Consider the following 17742-nt stretch of genomic DNA (forward strand, 5'->3'; position numbering starts at 1 on the left):
TTCAAATTGGCATTAAGGCTGTTTGGCCTGCGGATCCTGATCGTATTCTGCACAGGTTTGGAAACCTTTATTCATCACGTGACCGGTTTCATTGAAGCTCACGAAATAGGTTTGAGCTTTACCATCACGCGGCGCTACAGCATAAGTCTCACACGTCCCTTTTGCGTGCACCAACGTCGCGGTAGTTGAAGGTGGTCCCGCAATTTGTCTAACCTGCTCACGCGTCATCCCGACTTTAACGTCACTGACAACGGGTTCAGCCACATAGCTACTGGCACGATCATAAGCGGTACAACCAGATAAAATCGAAATTGAGACCGCGCCCGCAGCCATTAACATCAACATTTTTTTATTCATGACTTCTACCTCTTGAAGTGCTTTATGTCCTTTAAGACTAGAAGAGAACGATTTTTTTGCCAACTTTATGATTATCCTGATGATAGCCCGCCAGGCTTAATATTTTGCGATGCGGTAACCTTTTACAGGCCAGAATACCCCTACCAAAAGAAGGGAAATATCGCTGTGATGCGCTTCACACCTGCTTTGTTTCATTCAGCAGATGTTTCTCCCATGCATGCCGCCAATGAGCGGCTGAGTAGAGGAAAACAGTGAAAATTAATTGAAAGCAATTCATTAAAATGTGATTTGCGTAGCATTTAATTGATGTCTAACTGGAAGGAATCCGCTCTCGTTGCTGAGCTTAATCTTTATGGCGAAACAATGATGTGAGTTGAGGTAATGATGGAAATCGTTCATATACACAAGCCCTGCAAAGGGGTGCCAAACAGCCCTCTCCCGTTGCTGATCTATCGTAAAGTTATTGAAGCTGATACGAAGGATGTCGCAGAAAGCCTTGAACATCTTTTCGCAAAAAATGACTGGCCACCTCATTGGCGTTCCTCGGTCTATCCTTTCACCCATTTTCATACCACAACCCATGAAGTGGTCGGCGTTTATGTCGGTAGCGCCGAGTTACAGCTGGGGGGTGACAATGGGAAAGTGTATCGGGTGGAGGTGGGTGACGTCATTTTGATTCCCGCTGGGGTCGGCCATAAATGCATTTCCGCCACGGATGATTTCATGCTGGTCGGGGCCTATCCGCCGGATTACAATCCAGACATATGTCGTGATCAGCCAGAAAAACTCAGTGAGCGTACAGAAGCGATTAAGCGAATTGAGTTGCCGCAAAGCGATCCGGTTTTGGGGCGGTCAGAGGGGTGCATCAAACAATGGCAAATTGCAGGAGCATAGTACGTTTATGGTGATGGTACGTTTAAAGGGGTAGTACATTTAAGGGTATCGAGCTTTTATGTATACGTACATGCAGAAGTATAAGGCTATAGTTCGGCATCGCGCGGTTTCATAAGAAATACGCACAGGATTTGTCATAGGAAAGACACCGCTACTCTTTGATATAGCAACTCTTTATATCCAAGTGTTGCGGGTTCTGACCTCTGACATCTGAATAGTAGGTCATCCCAAACAAGACCGACACAACAATCAGACAAGAAGCCAGTAACGCAATGAGCGCTATCAACTTGTTGTCATCTACGCGATTACTCTCCATGGCGTTTTCCTCCCTAGCTTATGAACTTACGTTACCCATAACATGATGATAATAGTAAGAATAATTAACATACAAGACAAGACCGCCAGCACCGCAACAGCGAACTGCGCATCGTCAAGCGTCTCGTGATGACCTCTGAATGAGGTACCGCCGGATCGTTTTTTCACAAAATCTCATTTATGGATGACATAACTCCGAGGAGTTATTAAATGTCAGAAACCTATCCTGCTTTCACAGCTAGCCATCCATACGACCTAACTTGACTCTCGCAACTATTGGCATGAACAATGATAGACACTTTGCTCCATGGGATCCAACACACTTAAGATTATTCTCATATCTTAAGTCTATTCCGAGATCTTACGCCAGCACTTCTCACCGCATGTTACGGTAATATATAAGTAATAATTATGGCTAAAAGACGACCTAATGAGAGAACACAAAAAAAACCCTGCTAATTAGCAGGGCCTATATTTTCTGTAAATAAACATTCTTATATTTATCATAGTAACTTGATATGATAATTACCGCACAAACTTCGAACAGCTCCCGGCGCTTATCTCCAGTTGTCATATTGCAAGTCAGCTCTCTGACGAGTTATTCGTATGAAAGAAACCAGGTTTCGTCCAGTGGATTAATCCTAAATTATTGGGATTTTAAATTACGTGATGTCGATCAATATAATGCTTAAATTTTTGCACTCTGCTATTAATCTCGATCTTGATCACACTAAAATGTATAGTTCTTGTTCAAATACTTTAATTTTCGGATATAACTAAAATAAAAGCGTTTAAAGATGTATGGTTGCTGCATTGTGGTGCAATTAATGGTGATGATTTCTACAAAATTTTCAAATTTTTCAAATTTTCTGCAACAATCTATTCTTATTTAACCTCACGGTCCCGCGGGGAAAAGTAAATTCTTCAATTCTTCATCGGCGGACTGCTGTTTATTTTGCTTGTCAGTCAAATTGGCCTGGGCAGAAAGTTCGATGGCCGAGGCTTCATTCAACCATGACGTCGCTCGCTCAACCTGCCTCTCAGCGGCATGCTTTCTCGCCATTGCCTGATCCTCCGCCCGCTGTTGCGCCCTGAGTTCGTCGCTGGCACAGCCACTTAACGAACAGATAATGAGCGTTGCCAAGAGTGTAAATTTGCATTTGTTCATTTTTTTCCCCTGGTGGAAACTAATTCCCCACATAAATTAGCAGGCAATGTGCTGTGTTTTTTAAATGCCCTATGCGTAAAAATGCAAGGTCTCTATAAATATATGGGCAACATCTGCGGGTTGTCGGTCGTCTTTTGCACATCTCTCGGGCATAAAATAATACGAGACCAATCCTCGCAATTAAAAACACATTTCCGGCGTTGAACTTTCTGCCCTCTTTTTAACCAGCACAATGTGTGTAATAAACGTTGCAAACGTTAAGAAATCGTTTAGCTGTGTAAATGCGTATAATTCCTATAGTCGACGGCATTTTTCGGGAATAACGTAGCATTACCTGACTGTCAGGTAGGGAGTCATCATTATGAAAAAAATCCTCATGGTGTTAGTCGTTGCGCTGTCATTCCCGCTATTCAGCCACGCTGAGGTTGAACTCGGCATTAATGTTCCGGGAATTTCATTGCATATTGGCGATCAAGATCGCCGGGGTTATTACTGGGATGGCGATTACTGGCGCGATCCTGGCTGGTGGTCGCATCATAGAAAAGAACGCGGACGTTGGGTCTGGATCGACGAACCCCGTTATTATGATGGTCCGCCACCCCGTCATTGGCGTGAGCCGCCCCGCTATTATCGCGAAGGGCACCCACACTGGCGCCACCATGACGGTCGAGATCGTGGACGTGGACGCGGTCATGACCGTGGCCCTGGACGTGGTCCAGGTTGGTGAGCCGGGTTTTTATTGGTGCAGAAATGACGGCTTGATTAAGAAAAATGGCCCGATGCAGAAACGGCACCGGGTCAAATTGTGATCCGCCCTGCGTTTTTAAGCAGATGATAGCAAAGCTATTGTGCGGCGGTTCGTGCTGTGCTTTATTGGTACCACATTAAATCATCTGACTTATAGGTTTCCCGTGACTCATCATAACCCGTTAACTTCGACTCTACTAAGCTGCCAGCACACTACTGCTGCAGTCGTCGTCGTACGTGTGGTGGTGGTGGTCGGCACCGCGCCGTAACGGGACTGAGTCAATCCAAATTCTCAAACCCCGCCGGCGCAAACCGGCGGGGTTTCTGTATTTATAGACCCCCCGCCTGATGCGCGCCGGCTTCACGAAAGGAAGTTCGTATGCGATACACGGGAGCTCAGTTAATAGTTCATCTGCTGGAGCAGCAAGGTATTACCACCGTCGCCGGTATTCCAGGCGGCGCGGCACTGCCTCTTTATGATGCTTTGGGAGCCAGCAAAAAGATTCATCACGTTCTGGCGCGTCATGAGCAAGGCGCCGGATTTATAGCACAGGGAATGGCACGCGTGACTGGTCGCGCTGCAGTATGTATCTCATCGAGCGGACCGGGCGCCACAAATCTGGTTACCCCTATCGCAGACGCCAAGCTGGATTCAATTCCCCTTGTCTGTCTGACCGGGCAAGTCCCTTCTTCCATGATCGGCACCGACTCTTTCCAGGAAGTGGATACCTACGGCATCTCTATTCCTGTCACCAAGTACAACCATCTGGTGCGGCACGTCAGCGAATTACCCTACATCATTCCGGAAGCGTTCCGAATCGCCGAATCTGGCCGCCCTGGCCCGGTGTGGATCGATATTCCCAAGGATGTACAACTCGCAGAAATCGAGCTGGACGAGTTGCCTGCTGTAGCCTGTGCTGACCAACCCCCTGCGGTCAACAGCGCGTTGGTTGCCCAGGCAGCAGCACTGATCAATCAGGCCAAGCGCCCCATCCTCTATATGGGAGGCGGCATCGTCATGGCGGACGCCCATTTGCAGGCGCTGCAATTGGCTGAGACCGCCAATCTGCCGACGACCATGACCCTGATGGCGTTGGGATGTATGCGCAGCGAGCATCCTTTGTGTTTGGGGATGCTGGGGATGCATGCGACACGCAGCACCAACTTTATTTTGCAGCAGTCAGATTTGCTGGTGGTGCTGGGAGCCCGGTTTGATGACCGTGCGATTGGCAAAACAGAACAATTCTGTCCGAATGCAAAAATCATCCACGTAGATATCGACCCTTCTGAACTCGGTAAAATCAAGCGACCCGATATTTCGATTCACGGCGACGTTGGTCTGGTCTTGCAGCAACTGCTGCCATTGATTGAATCCCAACCGCGTGCCGACTGGTTGCAACAGGTTCGTGATTTGCGGCGCGAATTCCCGGTCATTATGCCGGATGCCAACAATCCTTTATGCCACTACGGTATCGTCCGCGCCTGTGGCGAAATTCTGGGTGAAGAAGCGATTGTCACCACCGATGTGGGCCAGCATCAGATGTGGGTGGCGCAGGCTTATCCGTTCCGCCGTCCGCGACAATGGTTAACCTCAGGCGGCCTGGGCACCATGGGTTTTGGTCTTCCTGCCGCATTGGGTGCCGCGTTGGCGGAACCGCAGCGGAAAGTCGTCTGTTTTTCGGGTGATGGCAGCCTGATGATGAACATTCAGGAAATGGCCACCGCCGTTGAGGAAGGGGTCGATGTCAAAATTGTTGTCCTGAACAACTGCGCATTGGGGCTGGTCCACCAGCAGCAAACCTTGTTCTATAAAGAACGTATTTTTGCTGCGACCTATCAGCGCCAAACGGATTTCCTGAAAATCGCTGCCGGTTTTGGTTTGGATACCTGCGATCTGAACAATGCCGCCGATCCGATGGCTGCGTTACGCGCCGCGTTGCTGCGTCCCGGCCCTTGCCTGATCCATCTGCACATTGACGTGAACGAAAAAGTGTACCCCATTGTACCGCCGGGCTGTGCCAACATCGAAATGATCGGAGAATAAGAGATGCAAGAAATTAACGAAACAAACCAGGTCGTTCTCGAATTATCGGTACGTAACCACCCTGGCCTTATGTCACACGTTTGCGGATTGTTTGCCCGCCGCGCTTTCAACGTTGAAGGGATTCTGTGTATGCCGCTTACCGGTGGCAAGGAGAGCCGCATTTGGTTGCTGGTGCAAAACGACGATCGTCTGGTGCAGATGATTAGCCAGTTGGAGAAGCTTCAGGACGTGCTGCAAGTGCGGCGTCATGGTGCCGATATTGGCGTTTTCGAACAGCTACAGGGCTTTTTCCACTGATTTTTCTGCCCATTACCCTGAGGCGCATTGCGCCTCAGGGTAAGTCAGGAGTAATAATAAGTAATGTTAACGTTGCCGTAGGCCATCTGGATACCTGCGCCGGTGCAGGCATACCTGATCAAATCTTCGTTACGGATCAATGCCTGTCACCGATCACTCGAAAAATATGCGTTAATTTTCCACAGGATAATCCTCCGCCCCAGCGCCGGGCATATGTCGGAAATGATGGCTTGCGCAGTAAAGGCGGATAATATTGTCGCAAAAACAGCTCATCATCCATCATCCTGCTGGAAGCGACTATTAAGTTCTATTGGCTGATGTATTGAATGGCACTCGCCGAAGGGTATAGTGCTGTTTGACCCTACGGAATACTGCACATAATCCGATGTGTATCGCAGAGGAACCAAGCAGCCATGTACGATATCCTGTCCACTGATTTACCTGAATTGACAGCCATCCGCAGAGAAATTCATGCCCATCCGGAAGCGGCCTTCGAAGAGCGCCGCACCGCCAATATCGTTGCCAGTTATCTGCGCGCCTGCAATCTGGATGAAGTGCATGAGAACATCGGGCAGACCGGTGTTGTTGGCGTTATCCGCGGCCAGCGCCCCGGCAGAAGCATCGCCTTCCGTGCCGATATGGACGCGCTGCGCATGCGTGAAGAGAACGATCCTGCCGCCTGTGAGCATATTTCGACCGTCGCCGATCGCTTTCACGGCTGCGGTCACGACGGGCATACCACCATGCTGCTCGGCGCAGCGAAATATCTCGCCAGACACCGTGACTTTGCCGGTACGCTGATTTTGATCTTTCAGCCAGCGGAAGAAGACCTGACCGGGGCCAGGGCAATGCTCAATGACGGGCTGCTGGAGAAATTCCCTTTTGAGGAAATTTACGGCCTGCACAACTTCCCCGGCGTGCCGAAGGGCGAGTTTTACGTCAATCAGGGTGCCACCCTTTCCGCCAGCGATACGTTCAATATCGTGGTTCAGGGCAAAGGCGGACACGGTGCGGTACCTGAACTGACCATCGATCCGATCGTCATGGCCGCACGTCTGATTGCCGATTTCCAGACCATCGTCAGCCGCAACGTCAGTCCGCATCAGGCGGCGACGCTGAGTTTCGGCACGGTGCAAGGCGGCACGGCCCCGAATATTATCCCTGATTCGCTGACCCTCTCCGGTACGGTACGCACCTATGACGCTGGCATCAGGGAAAAGGTTAAAGAGCGGATGCAGACCCTCGCGCAGGCTGTCGCGCTCGGTTTTGGTGGCAAGGTCGACCTGACCTTCTGCAACGGCTGCCCGCCACTGGTCAATGACAAGGCGCTGGCCGCCGAAACCGTGGCCGGATTAAATGCGCTGCTCCCCGGCCATGCCAATCATCTGGTCAATGCCCCGAAAGGCCCTTCCGAGGATTTTGCTTTCTATCTGGCCCACGTCAAGGGCGTTTTCGCGTTCCTCGGTCAGGGCGATACGCCGATGTGCCACCATCCCCAATACGATTTCGACGATAGTATTATTCCGCTTGGGGTCGCCTACTGGATCTCCATTGCGCAGAACCGTCTGGAGTATCGACCCGCATAACCTGTAACAGCGAACCGCAGACAAGGATGACAGCATGAGTGAATCACTCAATGCCCAGAAAGGGGCACGCCGGCGCGCAGTAATCTCGTCGGTATCAGGAAATGCACTTGAGTTTTATGACACCACTGTTTATGCCTTTTTTACCATTTATTTCGCCGGACACTTCTTTCCGGCGGAAGATGCCTTAACGTCGCAGATTTACGCCTACTTCGTGTTTGGCATCAGCTATCTGGTGCGCCCCCTCGGGGGCATTCTGCTCTCGGTCTATGCGGACAGAATCGGTCGCAAGCCGCTGATTGTCTTGCTGATGATTGTGATGGCGCTGACCACCGGTTGTATTGGCCTGCTGCCCACCTATGCGCAAATCGGCATGGCGGCACCCATTCTGCTGATCGCCATCCGCCTGTTGCAGGCCGTCGCCGTGGGAGGACTGTTCTCCAGTACCACCGCGTTTTTGATGGAGTTCGCCCCACCGGATCGACGCGGTTTTTACGCCAGTATGCAGATGATGGCGCAGGCGCTGTCGCCGATTCTCGCCAATCTGGTGGCACTGAGCCTGCTGTATCTGGTCGGCAGGGACGCGGTCATCGACGTCTGGTGGCGCCTGCCTTTCCTGCTGGGTTTCCTGACGCTGCCGCTGGGCTACTACATTCACAAACACGTCAATGAATCACCGGATTTTACCCAGTATGTTGCGCAGGCGGCCAGGCGGAAAACCTCATCGGCCCCGCAACCGCTCTCCATGTCGCAGACGCTGAAACAGTGGACGCTGGTGCGGCAGATCGTTTGCTGTGTGGGGGTCATTACCGTGGGCACGGTTTCGTTCTTCGGCGTGAATATTTATCTGCCGGGTTATGTACAAACGCTGCTGGGGCTGGCTGATACCCAGCGCACCTGGCTGGCGCTGACGGCTCCGGCCTGCGCCGCTGTCAGCGTGCTGATTGGCGGGGGGCTGTCGGATCGGATTGGCCGCAAGAATATGCTACAGCTCGGTATTGTGCTGTACGCGCTGGCGTTCTTTGGCCTGTTCTTCTATTTCTCCGGTGGCAACGCCAGCTACGGCTTCGCGCTGTTCGGCTTTGCGGTTCTCGGCTTCTGCATGGGACTGCACTGGGGAGCGGTGCCGATTTTGCTCGCGGAGTCATTCCCGATCCACGTGCGGGCAACGGCGATCGCCATCCCCTACAACTTGACGGTAGTGCTGTTTGGCGCGTTGACGCCGACCTATCTGAAGCTGTTTGAACGGATGTTCGGCAATACGCCCTACAACGTCCTGCTGTATATCGGCACCAGTATTGTCATCAGTTTGGTCGCCAGCACGTTTTGGCGTCCCGCCGATAAACTGGCATTAAAAACGACGTTGTAATACAGGGGTGGGGTTAACCGGGGGCAGATGTCCCCCGGTTAAAACATGCAAATTTAATTATCGATATCGACCTGGTAAAAGATGTGTTTACCAAAGGGGTCGATTTCATAACCTTTCACTTCTTTGCGTACCGGCTCAAAAATTGTCGAATGGGCAATCATCACCGCAGGCATCTGATCGTGCATCATCTGTTGCGCCTCTTTGTACAACGCCACACGTTCTTCACGGTCGGTGGTACTTTTCGCGTCGGCAATCAGCTTGTCGAACGGCTTGTAGCACCATTTCGCCGAGTTCGAGCCGCCGTTGGCAGAGGTACAGGTAAACAGTGGCCCGAAGAAGTTATCCGGATCGCCAGTTGCGGTAGTCCAGCCCATCAGCGCGGCCTGATGTTCGCCGTTTTTCACCCGCGTCAGGTATTCGCCCCACTCGAAGGTAACGATTTTGGCTTGCACACCAATTTTCGCCCAATCCGCCTGGATCATTTCCGCCATGCGCTTGGCATTCGGGTTATACGGACGCTGTACCGGCATTGCCCACAAGTCGATGCTGATCCCATCAGCAAACCCTGCCTCTTTGAGCAGCGCCCGCGCTTTTTCCAGATCGAAGTCATAGTCTTTCAGATCGCTATCCGCACTCCATACGCCCGGTGGCAGCAGGTTTTTTGCCTCTATTCCGGCGCCATTGAATACGGCTTCAATGATGGCCGGTTTGTTGATCGCCATCGCCAGCGCCTGACGAACCTTGACATTATCCAGCGGCGCTTTCTGCGTATTCAGGGCGAGGAAGCCGATATTCAGTCCCGCTTTGCTCATCAGGTTGATATCAGGATTGGCTTTCATGCGCGGTAAATCGGCCGGATTGGGGAATGGCATAACCTGGCATTCGTTTTTCTCCAGCTTGGCGTAACGTACAGAAGCGTCTGGCGTGATGCTGAATATCAGGCGGTCAATCTTCGACTTGCCGCGCCAGTACTCCGGAAAGGCGGTATATAAAATGCGCGAATCTTTCTGATACTGGGTAAGTTTAAACGGTCCGGTTCCAATCGGGTCCATATCCACGCGTTCCGGCGTGCCTGCTTTCAACATGGCAGTGGCGTATTCATCTGAAAGAATAGAGGCAAAATACCACGCCAGATCGGCGACGAACGGTGTTTCCGGCTGGGAGAGCGTAAAGCGCACCGTGTAATCATCCACCTTATCGATGGCGGTGATCAGGCTACCGAACTCCAGACTTTCAAAGTTGGAATAGGTGCCTTTCGACACATTGTGATAGGGATGATTCGCATCCTTTTGGCGCATAAACGAGAAAATCACATCGTCAGCGTTAAAGTCCCGCGTGGGGGTAAAATATTTATTGCTCTGGAATTTCACGCCCTTGCGCAGATGGAAGGTGTAGGTCTTGCCGTCTTCGCTAATGTCCCAGCTTTCCGCCAGACTCGGTATCAGCTCGGTGGTCCCTACCGTGAAATCAACCAGCCTGTTATAGACCGGGACTGCGCTGGCATCCACGCTGGTACCGGAAGTATAAAGTTGCGGGTTAAAGTTCTCCGGCGATCCCTCTGAGCAGTAGACCAGCGTTTTCGCCGCAACGGTGGAACTGAGAGTCAGCGCGGCGAGTGCCAGAGCCAGTGGTGTGAATTTACTTCCCATAGCGTTTCCTTTGTTTTGCTTATCCTGAGGGATTGAACAATGATACTTGCGCTGTCATAAATAACATTAAATTTGTATTGCAAGCACCTGAAAACACAAATAAAGAAGGATTCACTCCCTCCTCTCCACCAGCCAGTCAATTCACCTGACAATGGTTCGGATGGCATTCTTTAGCGCGGCCTATGGACGAGATTCTGATGGAAAAAATGGGAACCGACATTGCGATCTTGCGGCGTTCGCTCAGTTGCCCAACCCGCGCGTTTCGTCCGCGAGGGTATCCAGCGTGAAATTGACGTGTTGTCAGTAATAAAATATTACTTGATTTATTTATTCGTGGAATTAATTATTCCTGACCAGCAAATACGATCAGAGGCAGTCATGAAAATCGATTTATCTACTCTCGTCACCGAGAGTCGCAACGCGGCCAGCGAAAATATAGATACCTTGCCCACACTTGATATGCTTAAAGTTATTAATAATGAAGATCAAAAGGTAGCCCTCGCCGTTGAGCGTGTTCTGCCACAGGTGGCGCAGGCAGTAGACAGCATCAGTGCGGCCTTTACCCGTGGTGGCCGGTTAATCTATTGCGGGGCTGGCACCTCTGGACGGCTGGGTATTCTGGATGCCAGCGAGTGCCCGCCTACGTTTGGCACACCGCGCGGGCAGGTGATCGGCCTGATTGCGGGCGGGCACACGGCCATTTTGCAGGCCGTGGAAAATGCCGAAGACAACGTGGCGCAAGGGGAACAGGATCTGCGTGATCTTGCTTTCAATGCCAACGATGTGCTGGTTGGCATCGCTGCCAGCGGACGGACGCCTTACGTCATCGGGGCGATGAATTATGCCCGCTCTCAAGGTGCCACGGTGGTGTCCCTCACCTGTAACCAGAACAGTGCAATGAGCCAAATCGCCGATATTGCCATCGCACCCGTGGTTGGCGGTGAAGTGGTGACCGGTTCATCGCGTCTGAAAGCCGCAACGGCACAAAAACTGGTACTCAATATGCTGACCACCGGTTCGATGATTCGCATCGGCAAAGTTTACGGCAACCTGATGGTGGACGTTGAAGCCACCAATGCCAAACTGGTCCAACGGCAAATTAATATTGTCATGCAAGCGACAGGGTGCAGCCACCCGCGCGCCGTCGAAGCCCTGAATGCCTGCGGGAAACACTGTAAAACGGCGATCGTCATGATCCTGGCCAATCTTTCAGCTGATGAGGCCAGCACGCTTCTCAAACACCATAATGGTTTTATCCGCGCAGCCTTGGCAGAAACAGGACGGCAATCCGATGGCGAAAATCACTGAAGCAATGATCGAACAGATTCTGGGGTATGTCGGCGGTAGCGCTAATATCGCTGTTTGCGGCAACTGCATGACGCGGCTGCGGCTAACCCTGAGAGACCGCGAGCAGGTCGAACTCGATGCGCTGAAAAGGATCGCGGGCGTGATGGGGGTGATTGAGGGGGACGATCAGTTGCAAATCGTTCTCGGTCCCGGCAAGGCACAGACCGCAGCAGAGATGATGAATGCTATGCTGAACCGCGCCGAACCAGGCAGTGCGAGTGTTGGTGCGGATGCGGGCGCGGGTACGGCCAGGGATCTTGGCACGATTTCGTCAGAGAATAAGAAACAGCTTAAATCGAAGCAGAACAGCGCCGTTCATCACTTTTTTACCAAATTTGCCACCATCTTCACCCCACTTATCCCCGGATTTATCGCCGCAGGATTACTGTTGGGGATCGCGACCCTGCTCGAGCAGAGTCTGGTTCTCGGTGCCGAATCCCCCAGTGCCTGGCTAGTCAGCCTCATTGGCTACATGAAAGTATTCAGCAAAGGTCTGTTTGCCTTCCTGAGTATTCTCATTGGTCATAATGCGCAAAAAGCGTTTGGCGGCACCGGGGTGAACGGGGCCATTATTGCCTCGCTGTTTGTGCTCGGCTACGTACCTGACGCCAAGGTAGGGTATTACTCGGGTATTGATAATTTCTTTGGTCTACCCATCGATCCCCGGGGCAGCATTATTGGCGTGCTGATCTCTACCATTTTGGGAGCCTGGGTCGAACGGACGGTACGCAAATTCATTCCCGACAATCTGGATATGATACTGACCTCGGTCATTACCCTGCTGATTATGGGAGCGGTGACGTTTGTGGTGATTATGCCGATCGGGGGGGAGCTGTTTAAAGGCATGTCGTGGCTGTTTTTACACCTGAATGGCAATCCGTTCGGCAGCGCCATTCTGGCTGGTTTGTTCCTGTTGGCGGTCATGTTTGGTATTCATCAGGGATTTGTACCGGTCTATTTCGCCTTGATGGATGCGCAGGGATTTAACTCCCTGTTCCCGATTCTCGCCATGGCTGGCGGAGGCCAGGTGGGAGCCGCCATGGCACTTTACGCCAGGGCGAAAGCCGATTCCGTGTTACGCATCCAGATTAAGGGAGCCATTATTCCGGGCATCCTTGGGATTGGTGAACCGCTGATTTACGGCGTCACCCTACCGAGAGTAAAACCCTTCATCACCGCCTGTTTCGGCGGTGCCGTTGGCGGGTTCTTCATCGGGCTGATTGCTTATCTCGGATTACCCGTTGGTCTGAATACGGTCTTTGGCCCCTCTGGCATCGTATCTATTCCGCTGATGACCTCGGCACAGGGCATCTACGCCGGGATCGCGGTCTATGTTGGCGGGTTATTGGTGTCCTATACTGCTGGTTTCATTATAACCTGGCTCTTCGGCAGCAAAGACGTCGATTTGAGTTGATGTCTATATAGGCCATCAGGAAAGGCAAAGGATGGGGTTGTGAAAAATACCGCGATCGTGATCTACGGTCGCTAAAAGAAATGAACCCCACGAAAAAGTGGGGTTTATCAGTAGCCTGAAACCAGAGGTGGTTTCTCCTATCTACTTTCCAAGTTATCTACTTTCCAAGTTTTCTGCGATTCGCCTAAGGTATTCGTTATTCTTGAAAGCAATCATAATGCACTCAAAGAAAACTCTCGACACTACAGCGAAGAAAATCAGGGCGAATGCCTCCCCTACTTTGCCTTGAAATAAACAATAGATTGCCGCACCGAGAAAAAGCAATAAGTTAATAATATATAAGACATTTATTATTTTGGGTGTTATAAGGCGGTCGAAATTGAACATGCTGGATTTCCTATCCAAAAAGTAAGAGGAGCCATTTTAAAATTATTCATCTTTAACAACAAGACTCATTCACACCCGTGATGCTGGCAGGATGTGGAGCAACGACATGTCGGCAATGGAAAGGGTTCATATACTACTTCTGCAGCAAAAGCAGAACCCTGGCTTACTATCACTGGCTATTTGCAACAGTGCCCTCAATTTACGTTCAGATAGGCTCCATGCCGTTGTTGATTTTTGCCTCTGTAGCCGCAGGCGATGCAAGGAAGTTCAGTAATACCTCCACGGCGGCTTGCTGATTGGTGTTAAGGGGGACTCCTGCTGAAAAACGCGTCATTATCTGGATATCAGCGGGCAAAGGCCCAAGTATGGTAATCCCTTTTAGAGGAAGCAGTTCACTGAGTTGCTGGAATCCAAGTTCCACTTCCCCCTTGGCAACCAGAGAACCGACAGGGACTCCAGGTGGAATCTTTACAATCCGACCTTTGATTTGATCCGCAATTCCCCAGCGCTCGAAAAGCCCAGCCAGGTATACGCCACTCGGGCCCGTCGAATAACCGATCGTTTTGGCCGCCAAAACGGCCTGTTTTACCGCAGCCTCACTGCTAACATCAATAATCTGCGCCCCTTCTTTCACCGCAATAGCCACGCCTGACTTAACCAGATCAATGCGGCTATCGGGTAAAATTTTGCCTGAGTCAATCAGCTTATCGATCGCAGTGGCAGACAGGATCACCACGTCAAAAGCTTCACCAGCCTCTACACGTTTGGCGGCATCCACTCCCCCCACCGACTCGAGCTTGATCTTGTATTTTGATTGTTGCTCAAATTGCTCAATAAGTTCGGCCAAGAGTTGTCGAGTGGCCATCGAAGAAATGATCCGTAGGGTTACAGGCTCGTCGGACGGAACATCTGTTGGTGCCGCAATTACCTGGCTGACCATACTCATACAGAGGCCCGATACAATCACGTTAGAATATTTCATGACGAAGTCTCCACGACTAAATTGCCCAAAGGGCCTGCCACCAAAAACAGGATGACCTTGTCTCCAGTGGCGAATGACGTTTAAATTGGCAGAATAAATAGGTTGGCAAACACGATTACTTAACAAAACCCAGTAATTCCCACCAAACATAACCGACAGTCATTGTCACAATAAAACATACCATCGCGATGACCGCCCCAGATACCCACCACTGTTTTACGTTGTTATAGCCAGCACCAAAGATGATCGGGGCTGAACCACCGCCATAATGTGTCAACGCACCACCGTAAGAGTTCGTTGCCGCCAGGACGAGTGCCAGAGCCATAGGATCGGCACCCGCAACTTTCCCTACGGTAAGGAACACGGGAAGCATGGCAATGGCATATGAACTGGCAGAGGCAAAGAAATAACGAATAATAATACTGAGTAAGCCAATGATTGTTAAAGCAATGTAGGGATTGTGGCCAAAGTCGACACTGTTCTGTATCAAATCCGCCAGCCAATCAAACACTTTTTCTTTACTCAGCGCACTTGCCAGCCCAATGATACCGCCAAACCAAAGCAACGTATTCCAAGCCCCCTTGTTTTGAAGAACATCATCCCACTTGATAACACCTAGCAAAATACACAGTGCCATCGCCATGATTGCAACCGCAGTCGCATCGATTTTGAGCGTGATGCCAAACAATTGCCCAAGGATGGAAGGCAGCGCCCAACCAAGAAGAGCTGAAATAAAGATACCCACTAAAAGCTTTTCATTGCGCGTTATCGGCCCCAGTTCGGCCAAACCTTCATCCGCAATTTTTTTGTTATCTACTTTGGTTAACTCTGGCTTATCAAGATAATAGCCAACAGCGGGAACAATAAGCAGTAATACCAAGCCTGGAACTACCATGGCCAGAGCCCAAACGCCCCAGTCAAGATGAATGTCCAGAATTTTGGCGGCGAAATCAGCAGCCAATAGGTTTGGCGCCATCGCAGTTATAAACATAAAACTGCTGACCTTCATGACAAAGTAGATATTGGACATCAAATACGAGCCCGCTTTCTTTGCCGACTCACCGGGTTCTGACCCCAGAGCTTTTACTACCGACAGGATGATAGGAAATACAATCCCCCCGCTTCTCGCCGTATTCGAAGGTGTCACAGGAGAAATAACAAACTCTAAAAATGCGGTCACATACCCGAGCCTAAGCGTGGTGCCGCCACAGAAACGGATCATGTGAAATGCAATACGCCGCCCTAATCCAGTTTTAACAAATGAGATACTAATGCCAAATGCAGCAAATACTAACCAGACCGTTGATGTAGCATATCCGACCAGGATTTGACCGGTGTTATTAAGGAAAAAACCCGCAAACCCTACGACGCCCAATAAAACTACCGCTTCAGAATACGGCTTTAAAATAAGGCCACAAATAGCAGCCAGATAAAATCCGGTCAGACGCCATGATGACTCTGTCAACCCTTCAGGTGGTGGAATAAACCAGATGACCAGCGGTATCATTACTAAGACACACAACTTCCATATCTTATTTTTCATGCTGTAGCTTCCCCTTTTCGAGGTGTTGGAATACTTAAACTTACTGGCATTCGATAGACGTAAATATCATTATTGGTGGTAGGTTTAATAAACCGCTTAGCCTTTACCTTTCGAATAGGCACGCCATCCGCTAACGGATAAAAAGTATATTTATGCTTATGGCTTTAAATCGTTAAGGCTATTAAAATAACGCAGCCCTTTTTGCGCCAATGACTCACGCATTTGATAAATATCCAGCCCGAGTTCACCGTTAGCCAGACGCTGGCGCTTGCCTATTTCCAGATCCACCCGTGTCTGCGCGGCATCTGCGATCGTAGTGGCCTGTTCCCCTGGCACAATTACAACACCATCATCGTCTGCCACGACAATATCGCCGGGGTTGACCAACTGACCAGCGCAGATCACCGGGACATTAACCGAGCCAAGCGTGGCTTTCACCGTACCTTGTGCCCAAACCGCACTCGACCAGACAGGGAAATTCATTTCACGCAGCGTCTGGCTATCACGTATGCCGATATCGCCAACCAATGCCACCACACCGCGTGCCTGTAATGAGGTGGCGAGCAGGTCACCAAAAAAGCCGTCATGGCAACCGGAGGTGGGTGCCACCAGCAGTACATCGCCAGGTTGACACTGCTCTACGGCCACATGGAACATCCAGTTATCGCCCGGCGTAACCAATACCGTAACCGCATTGCCAGCAATACTGCGCCCTTGCTGGATAGGTTTAATACGCACATCAAGTAATCCCTGGCGCAGTTGTGCTTCATGCACTGTCGCCACACCATATTCAGCGAAGCGTTGTAATAAAGCGTGTTCCGCTCGTTCAATATGTGTGACTACCACCCCTTTCATGTTAACCAGGTTCATGACATATCCTCCGTTACGCGAGGAAAGAGGCTTTGATAACCTTCCCCATGGATGATGTTCTGGGTACTGGCAATACCGATGTTACGCTTAGCTTGCACCCCGCGTTGTAACGCCACGCGCGTGTAGTATTCCCACAAATGCTCCTGACCAGCCATGCATTGAATGGCGGCATATTTTTTATCCCATACTGACGTGATATCCAGCAATACGTCAGGTTTCCAGCCGCACTGTTCCGGCTGATGCGGCTCGAAGCAGTACACCGGTGGGGCACCGATGATGGGCTCACCTGGCCGATACCCTTCCGCCTGAGCGATAATGCGAGCTTCTTGAGTCAGGCTGGCCGCCAGAGGATGGTCGTAGTTGTAGGGATCTGCCAGCGAATGGGTGAGGACAAAATGGGGTTGTATTCGACGGAATACGTCCGCCAGACGGAACAGGCTTTCTTTATCCGCGCGTAGCGGATAGTCACCCATATCGAAAAATTCAATGCTGGCACCAAGCACATTTGCCGCCGCTTCAGCTTCAGTGTGGCGGCTTGCCTTTACTATTTCTTCCGTCATGTTGCCTTTACGCCATAATTTGGCGGACTCACCACGTTCGCCGTAAGAGAGGCAGACAATATGAACTTGATAACCTCGTTCGACATGCAAAGCGATAGCCCCACCGGCACGCCAGACAAAATCTGCCGAATGGGCGCTGACCACCAGGGCGGTTTTTTGTGGAATAATTGCCATATCGTTTTCCTTTTTTTGACTGTTTTAACTGCTTGGGATTCT

17 protein-coding genes are annotated in these 17742 nt (G+C 50.7%); 8 read left to right on the forward strand and 9 right to left on the reverse strand.

From position 1 onward, the window contains the following. Positions 1–12 precede the first annotated feature (12 nt). Positions 13–357: an osmotically-inducible lipoprotein OsmE gene (osmE, locus tag DRI82_RS19130; protein WP_114195508.1), complete on the reverse strand. Its 345-nt coding sequence runs from the start codon at positions 355–357 to the stop codon at positions 13–15. Positions 358–738: 381 nt separating this feature from the next. Here osmE and DRI82_RS19135 point away from each other — a divergent pair, with 381 nt between their 5' ends. Continuing rightward, complete coding sequence (locus tag DRI82_RS19135; RefSeq protein ID WP_245956881.1) at positions 739–1251, forward strand: cupin domain-containing protein; 513 nt, start codon at positions 739–741, stop codon at positions 1249–1251. Positions 1252–1402: 151 nt separating this feature from the next. Here the strand turns inward: DRI82_RS19135 and DRI82_RS24090 are convergent, their stop codons facing one another. Then, on the reverse strand, positions 1403–1567 hold the full coding sequence (locus tag DRI82_RS24090) for a hypothetical protein (protein WP_170138737.1): 165 nt from the start codon (positions 1565–1567) through the stop codon (positions 1403–1405). 894 nt (positions 1568–2461) lie between these two features. Continuing rightward, positions 2462–2734, reverse strand: a complete 273-nt coding sequence (locus tag DRI82_RS19140) for a hypothetical protein (RefSeq protein WP_114195510.1) — start codon at positions 2732–2734, stop codon at positions 2462–2464. A 361-nt stretch (positions 2735–3095) separates the two neighbouring features. Here DRI82_RS19140 and DRI82_RS19145 point away from each other — a divergent pair, with 361 nt between their 5' ends. The 5 genes from DRI82_RS19145 (at position 3096) to DRI82_RS19170 (ending at position 8774) form a co-directional block, all read left to right on the forward strand. After that, positions 3096–3461, forward strand: coding sequence for a DUF2502 domain-containing protein (locus DRI82_RS19145; RefSeq protein WP_114195511.1), 366 nt, complete (start codon positions 3096–3098; stop codon positions 3459–3461). Between the two features lie 399 nt (positions 3462–3860). Beyond that, on the forward strand, positions 3861–5525 hold the full coding sequence (ilvB, locus tag DRI82_RS19155) for an acetolactate synthase large subunit (protein ID WP_114195513.1): 1665 nt from the start codon (positions 3861–3863) through the stop codon (positions 5523–5525). 3 nt (positions 5526–5528) lie between these two features. Further along, entirely contained in the window at positions 5529–5822 is a 294-nt protein-coding gene (gene ilvN / locus DRI82_RS19160) for an acetolactate synthase small subunit (RefSeq protein ID WP_114195514.1), read from the forward strand. A gap of 413 nt (positions 5823–6235) precedes the next feature. Continuing rightward, positions 6236–7408, forward strand: a complete 1173-nt coding sequence (locus tag DRI82_RS19165; RefSeq protein ID WP_114195515.1) for an amidohydrolase — start codon at positions 6236–6238, stop codon at positions 7406–7408. Between the two features lie 34 nt (positions 7409–7442). Beyond that, entirely contained in the window at positions 7443–8774 is a 1332-nt protein-coding gene (locus tag DRI82_RS19170; protein WP_114195516.1) for an MFS transporter, read from the forward strand. A gap of 53 nt (positions 8775–8827) precedes the next feature. Here the strand turns inward: DRI82_RS19170 and DRI82_RS19175 are convergent, their stop codons facing one another. Next, positions 8828–10423 carry an ABC transporter substrate-binding protein gene (locus DRI82_RS19175; RefSeq protein WP_114195517.1) on the reverse strand — a complete coding sequence of 532 codons (1596 nt, stop codon included), beginning with the start codon at positions 10421–10423 and terminating at the stop codon, positions 8828–8830. Between the two features lie 378 nt (positions 10424–10801). Between DRI82_RS19175 and murQ the strand changes: the two genes are divergently transcribed. Together murQ and murP are read left to right on the forward strand one after the other, a co-directional pair. Further along, the gene (gene murQ, locus DRI82_RS19180; RefSeq protein ID WP_114195541.1) at positions 10802–11731 is read left to right on the forward strand and encodes an N-acetylmuramic acid 6-phosphate etherase; all 930 of its coding nucleotides are present in this window, start codon (positions 10802–10804) and stop codon (positions 11729–11731) included. Then, entirely contained in the window at positions 11715–13184 is a 1470-nt protein-coding gene (gene murP, locus DRI82_RS19185; RefSeq protein WP_114195518.1) for a PTS N-acetylmuramic acid transporter subunit IIBC, read from the forward strand. Before murQ ends, murP begins: the two co-directional genes overlap by 17 nt. A gap of 153 nt (positions 13185–13337) precedes the next feature. On the opposite strand, the gene DRI82_RS24615 is transcribed toward murP, so the two are convergent. From DRI82_RS24615 to DRI82_RS19210, 5 genes are all read right to left on the reverse strand, one after another. Continuing rightward, positions 13338–13571, reverse strand: a complete 234-nt coding sequence (locus DRI82_RS24615) for a DUF4282 domain-containing protein (RefSeq protein ID WP_114195519.1) — start codon at positions 13569–13571, stop codon at positions 13338–13340. Between the two features lie 205 nt (positions 13572–13776). Further along, positions 13777–14553 (reverse strand): substrate-binding domain-containing protein, encoded by a 777-nt coding sequence (locus DRI82_RS19195; protein WP_114195520.1) that lies wholly within the window; start codon positions 14551–14553, stop codon positions 13777–13779. A gap of 115 nt (positions 14554–14668) precedes the next feature. Next, entirely contained in the window at positions 14669–16096 is a 1428-nt protein-coding gene (locus DRI82_RS19200; protein WP_114195521.1) for an anion permease, read from the reverse strand. Between the two features lie 156 nt (positions 16097–16252). Then, positions 16253–16966, reverse strand: coding sequence for a 4-carboxy-4-hydroxy-2-oxoadipate aldolase/oxaloacetate decarboxylase (locus DRI82_RS19205; protein ID WP_114195522.1), 714 nt, complete (start codon positions 16964–16966; stop codon positions 16253–16255). Continuing rightward, positions 16963–17700 carry a PIG-L deacetylase family protein gene (locus DRI82_RS19210; RefSeq protein WP_114195523.1) on the reverse strand — a complete coding sequence of 246 codons (738 nt, stop codon included), beginning with the start codon at positions 17698–17700 and terminating at the stop codon, positions 16963–16965. Before DRI82_RS19210 ends, DRI82_RS19205 begins: the two co-directional genes overlap by 4 nt. Between the last annotated feature and the right edge of the window lie 42 nt (positions 17701–17742).

The sequence above is a fragment of the Edaphovirga cremea genome (genome assembly GCF_003332275.1).
Taxonomy (GTDB): Bacteria; Pseudomonadota; Gammaproteobacteria; order Enterobacterales; family Enterobacteriaceae; genus Edaphovirga; species Edaphovirga cremea.

Excerpts from the sequence above, each read along its gene's own strand:
- ilvN (WP_114195514.1), top strand. The coding sequence starts at position 5,529 with ATGCAAGAAATTAACGAAACAAACCAGGTCGTTCTCGAATTATCGGTA.
- ilvB (WP_114195513.1), top strand. The coding sequence starts at position 3,861 with ATGCGATACACGGGAGCTCAGTTAATAGTTCATCTGCTGGAGCAGCAA.
- murQ (WP_114195541.1), top strand. The coding sequence starts at position 10,802 with ATGAAAATCGATTTATCTACTCTCGTCACCGAGAGTCGCAACGCGGCC.
- DRI82_RS19205 (WP_114195522.1), bottom strand. The coding sequence starts at position 16,966 with ATGAACCTGGTTAACATGAAAGGGGTGGTAGTCACACATATTGAACGA.
- DRI82_RS19210 (WP_114195523.1), bottom strand. The coding sequence starts at position 17,700 with ATGGCAATTATTCCACAAAAAACCGCCCTGGTGGTCAGCGCCCATTCG.
- DRI82_RS24090 (WP_170138737.1), bottom strand. The coding sequence starts at position 1,567 with ATGGAGAGTAATCGCGTAGATGACAACAAGTTGATAGCGCTCATTGCG.
- DRI82_RS24615 (WP_114195519.1), bottom strand. The coding sequence starts at position 13,571 with ATGTTCAATTTCGACCGCCTTATAACACCCAAAATAATAAATGTCTTA.
- osmE (WP_114195508.1), bottom strand. The coding sequence starts at position 357 with ATGAATAAAAAAATGTTGATGTTAATGGCTGCGGGCGCGGTCTCAATT.
- DRI82_RS19145 (WP_114195511.1), top strand. The coding sequence starts at position 3,096 with ATGAAAAAAATCCTCATGGTGTTAGTCGTTGCGCTGTCATTCCCGCTA.
- DRI82_RS19200 (WP_114195521.1), bottom strand. The coding sequence starts at position 16,096 with ATGAAAAATAAGATATGGAAGTTGTGTGTCTTAGTAATGATACCGCTG.
- DRI82_RS19135 (WP_245956881.1), top strand. The coding sequence starts at position 739 with ATGATGGAAATCGTTCATATACACAAGCCCTGCAAAGGGGTGCCAAAC.
- DRI82_RS19165 (WP_114195515.1), top strand. The coding sequence starts at position 6,236 with ATGTACGATATCCTGTCCACTGATTTACCTGAATTGACAGCCATCCGC.
- murP (WP_114195518.1), top strand. The coding sequence starts at position 11,715 with ATGGCGAAAATCACTGAAGCAATGATCGAACAGATTCTGGGGTATGTC.
- DRI82_RS19195 (WP_114195520.1), bottom strand. The coding sequence starts at position 14,553 with ATGAAATATTCTAACGTGATTGTATCGGGCCTCTGTATGAGTATGGTC.
- DRI82_RS19140 (WP_114195510.1), bottom strand. The coding sequence starts at position 2,734 with ATGAACAAATGCAAATTTACACTCTTGGCAACGCTCATTATCTGTTCG.
- DRI82_RS19170 (WP_114195516.1), top strand. The coding sequence starts at position 7,443 with ATGAGTGAATCACTCAATGCCCAGAAAGGGGCACGCCGGCGCGCAGTA.
- DRI82_RS19175 (WP_114195517.1), bottom strand. The coding sequence starts at position 10,423 with ATGGGAAGTAAATTCACACCACTGGCTCTGGCACTCGCCGCGCTGACT.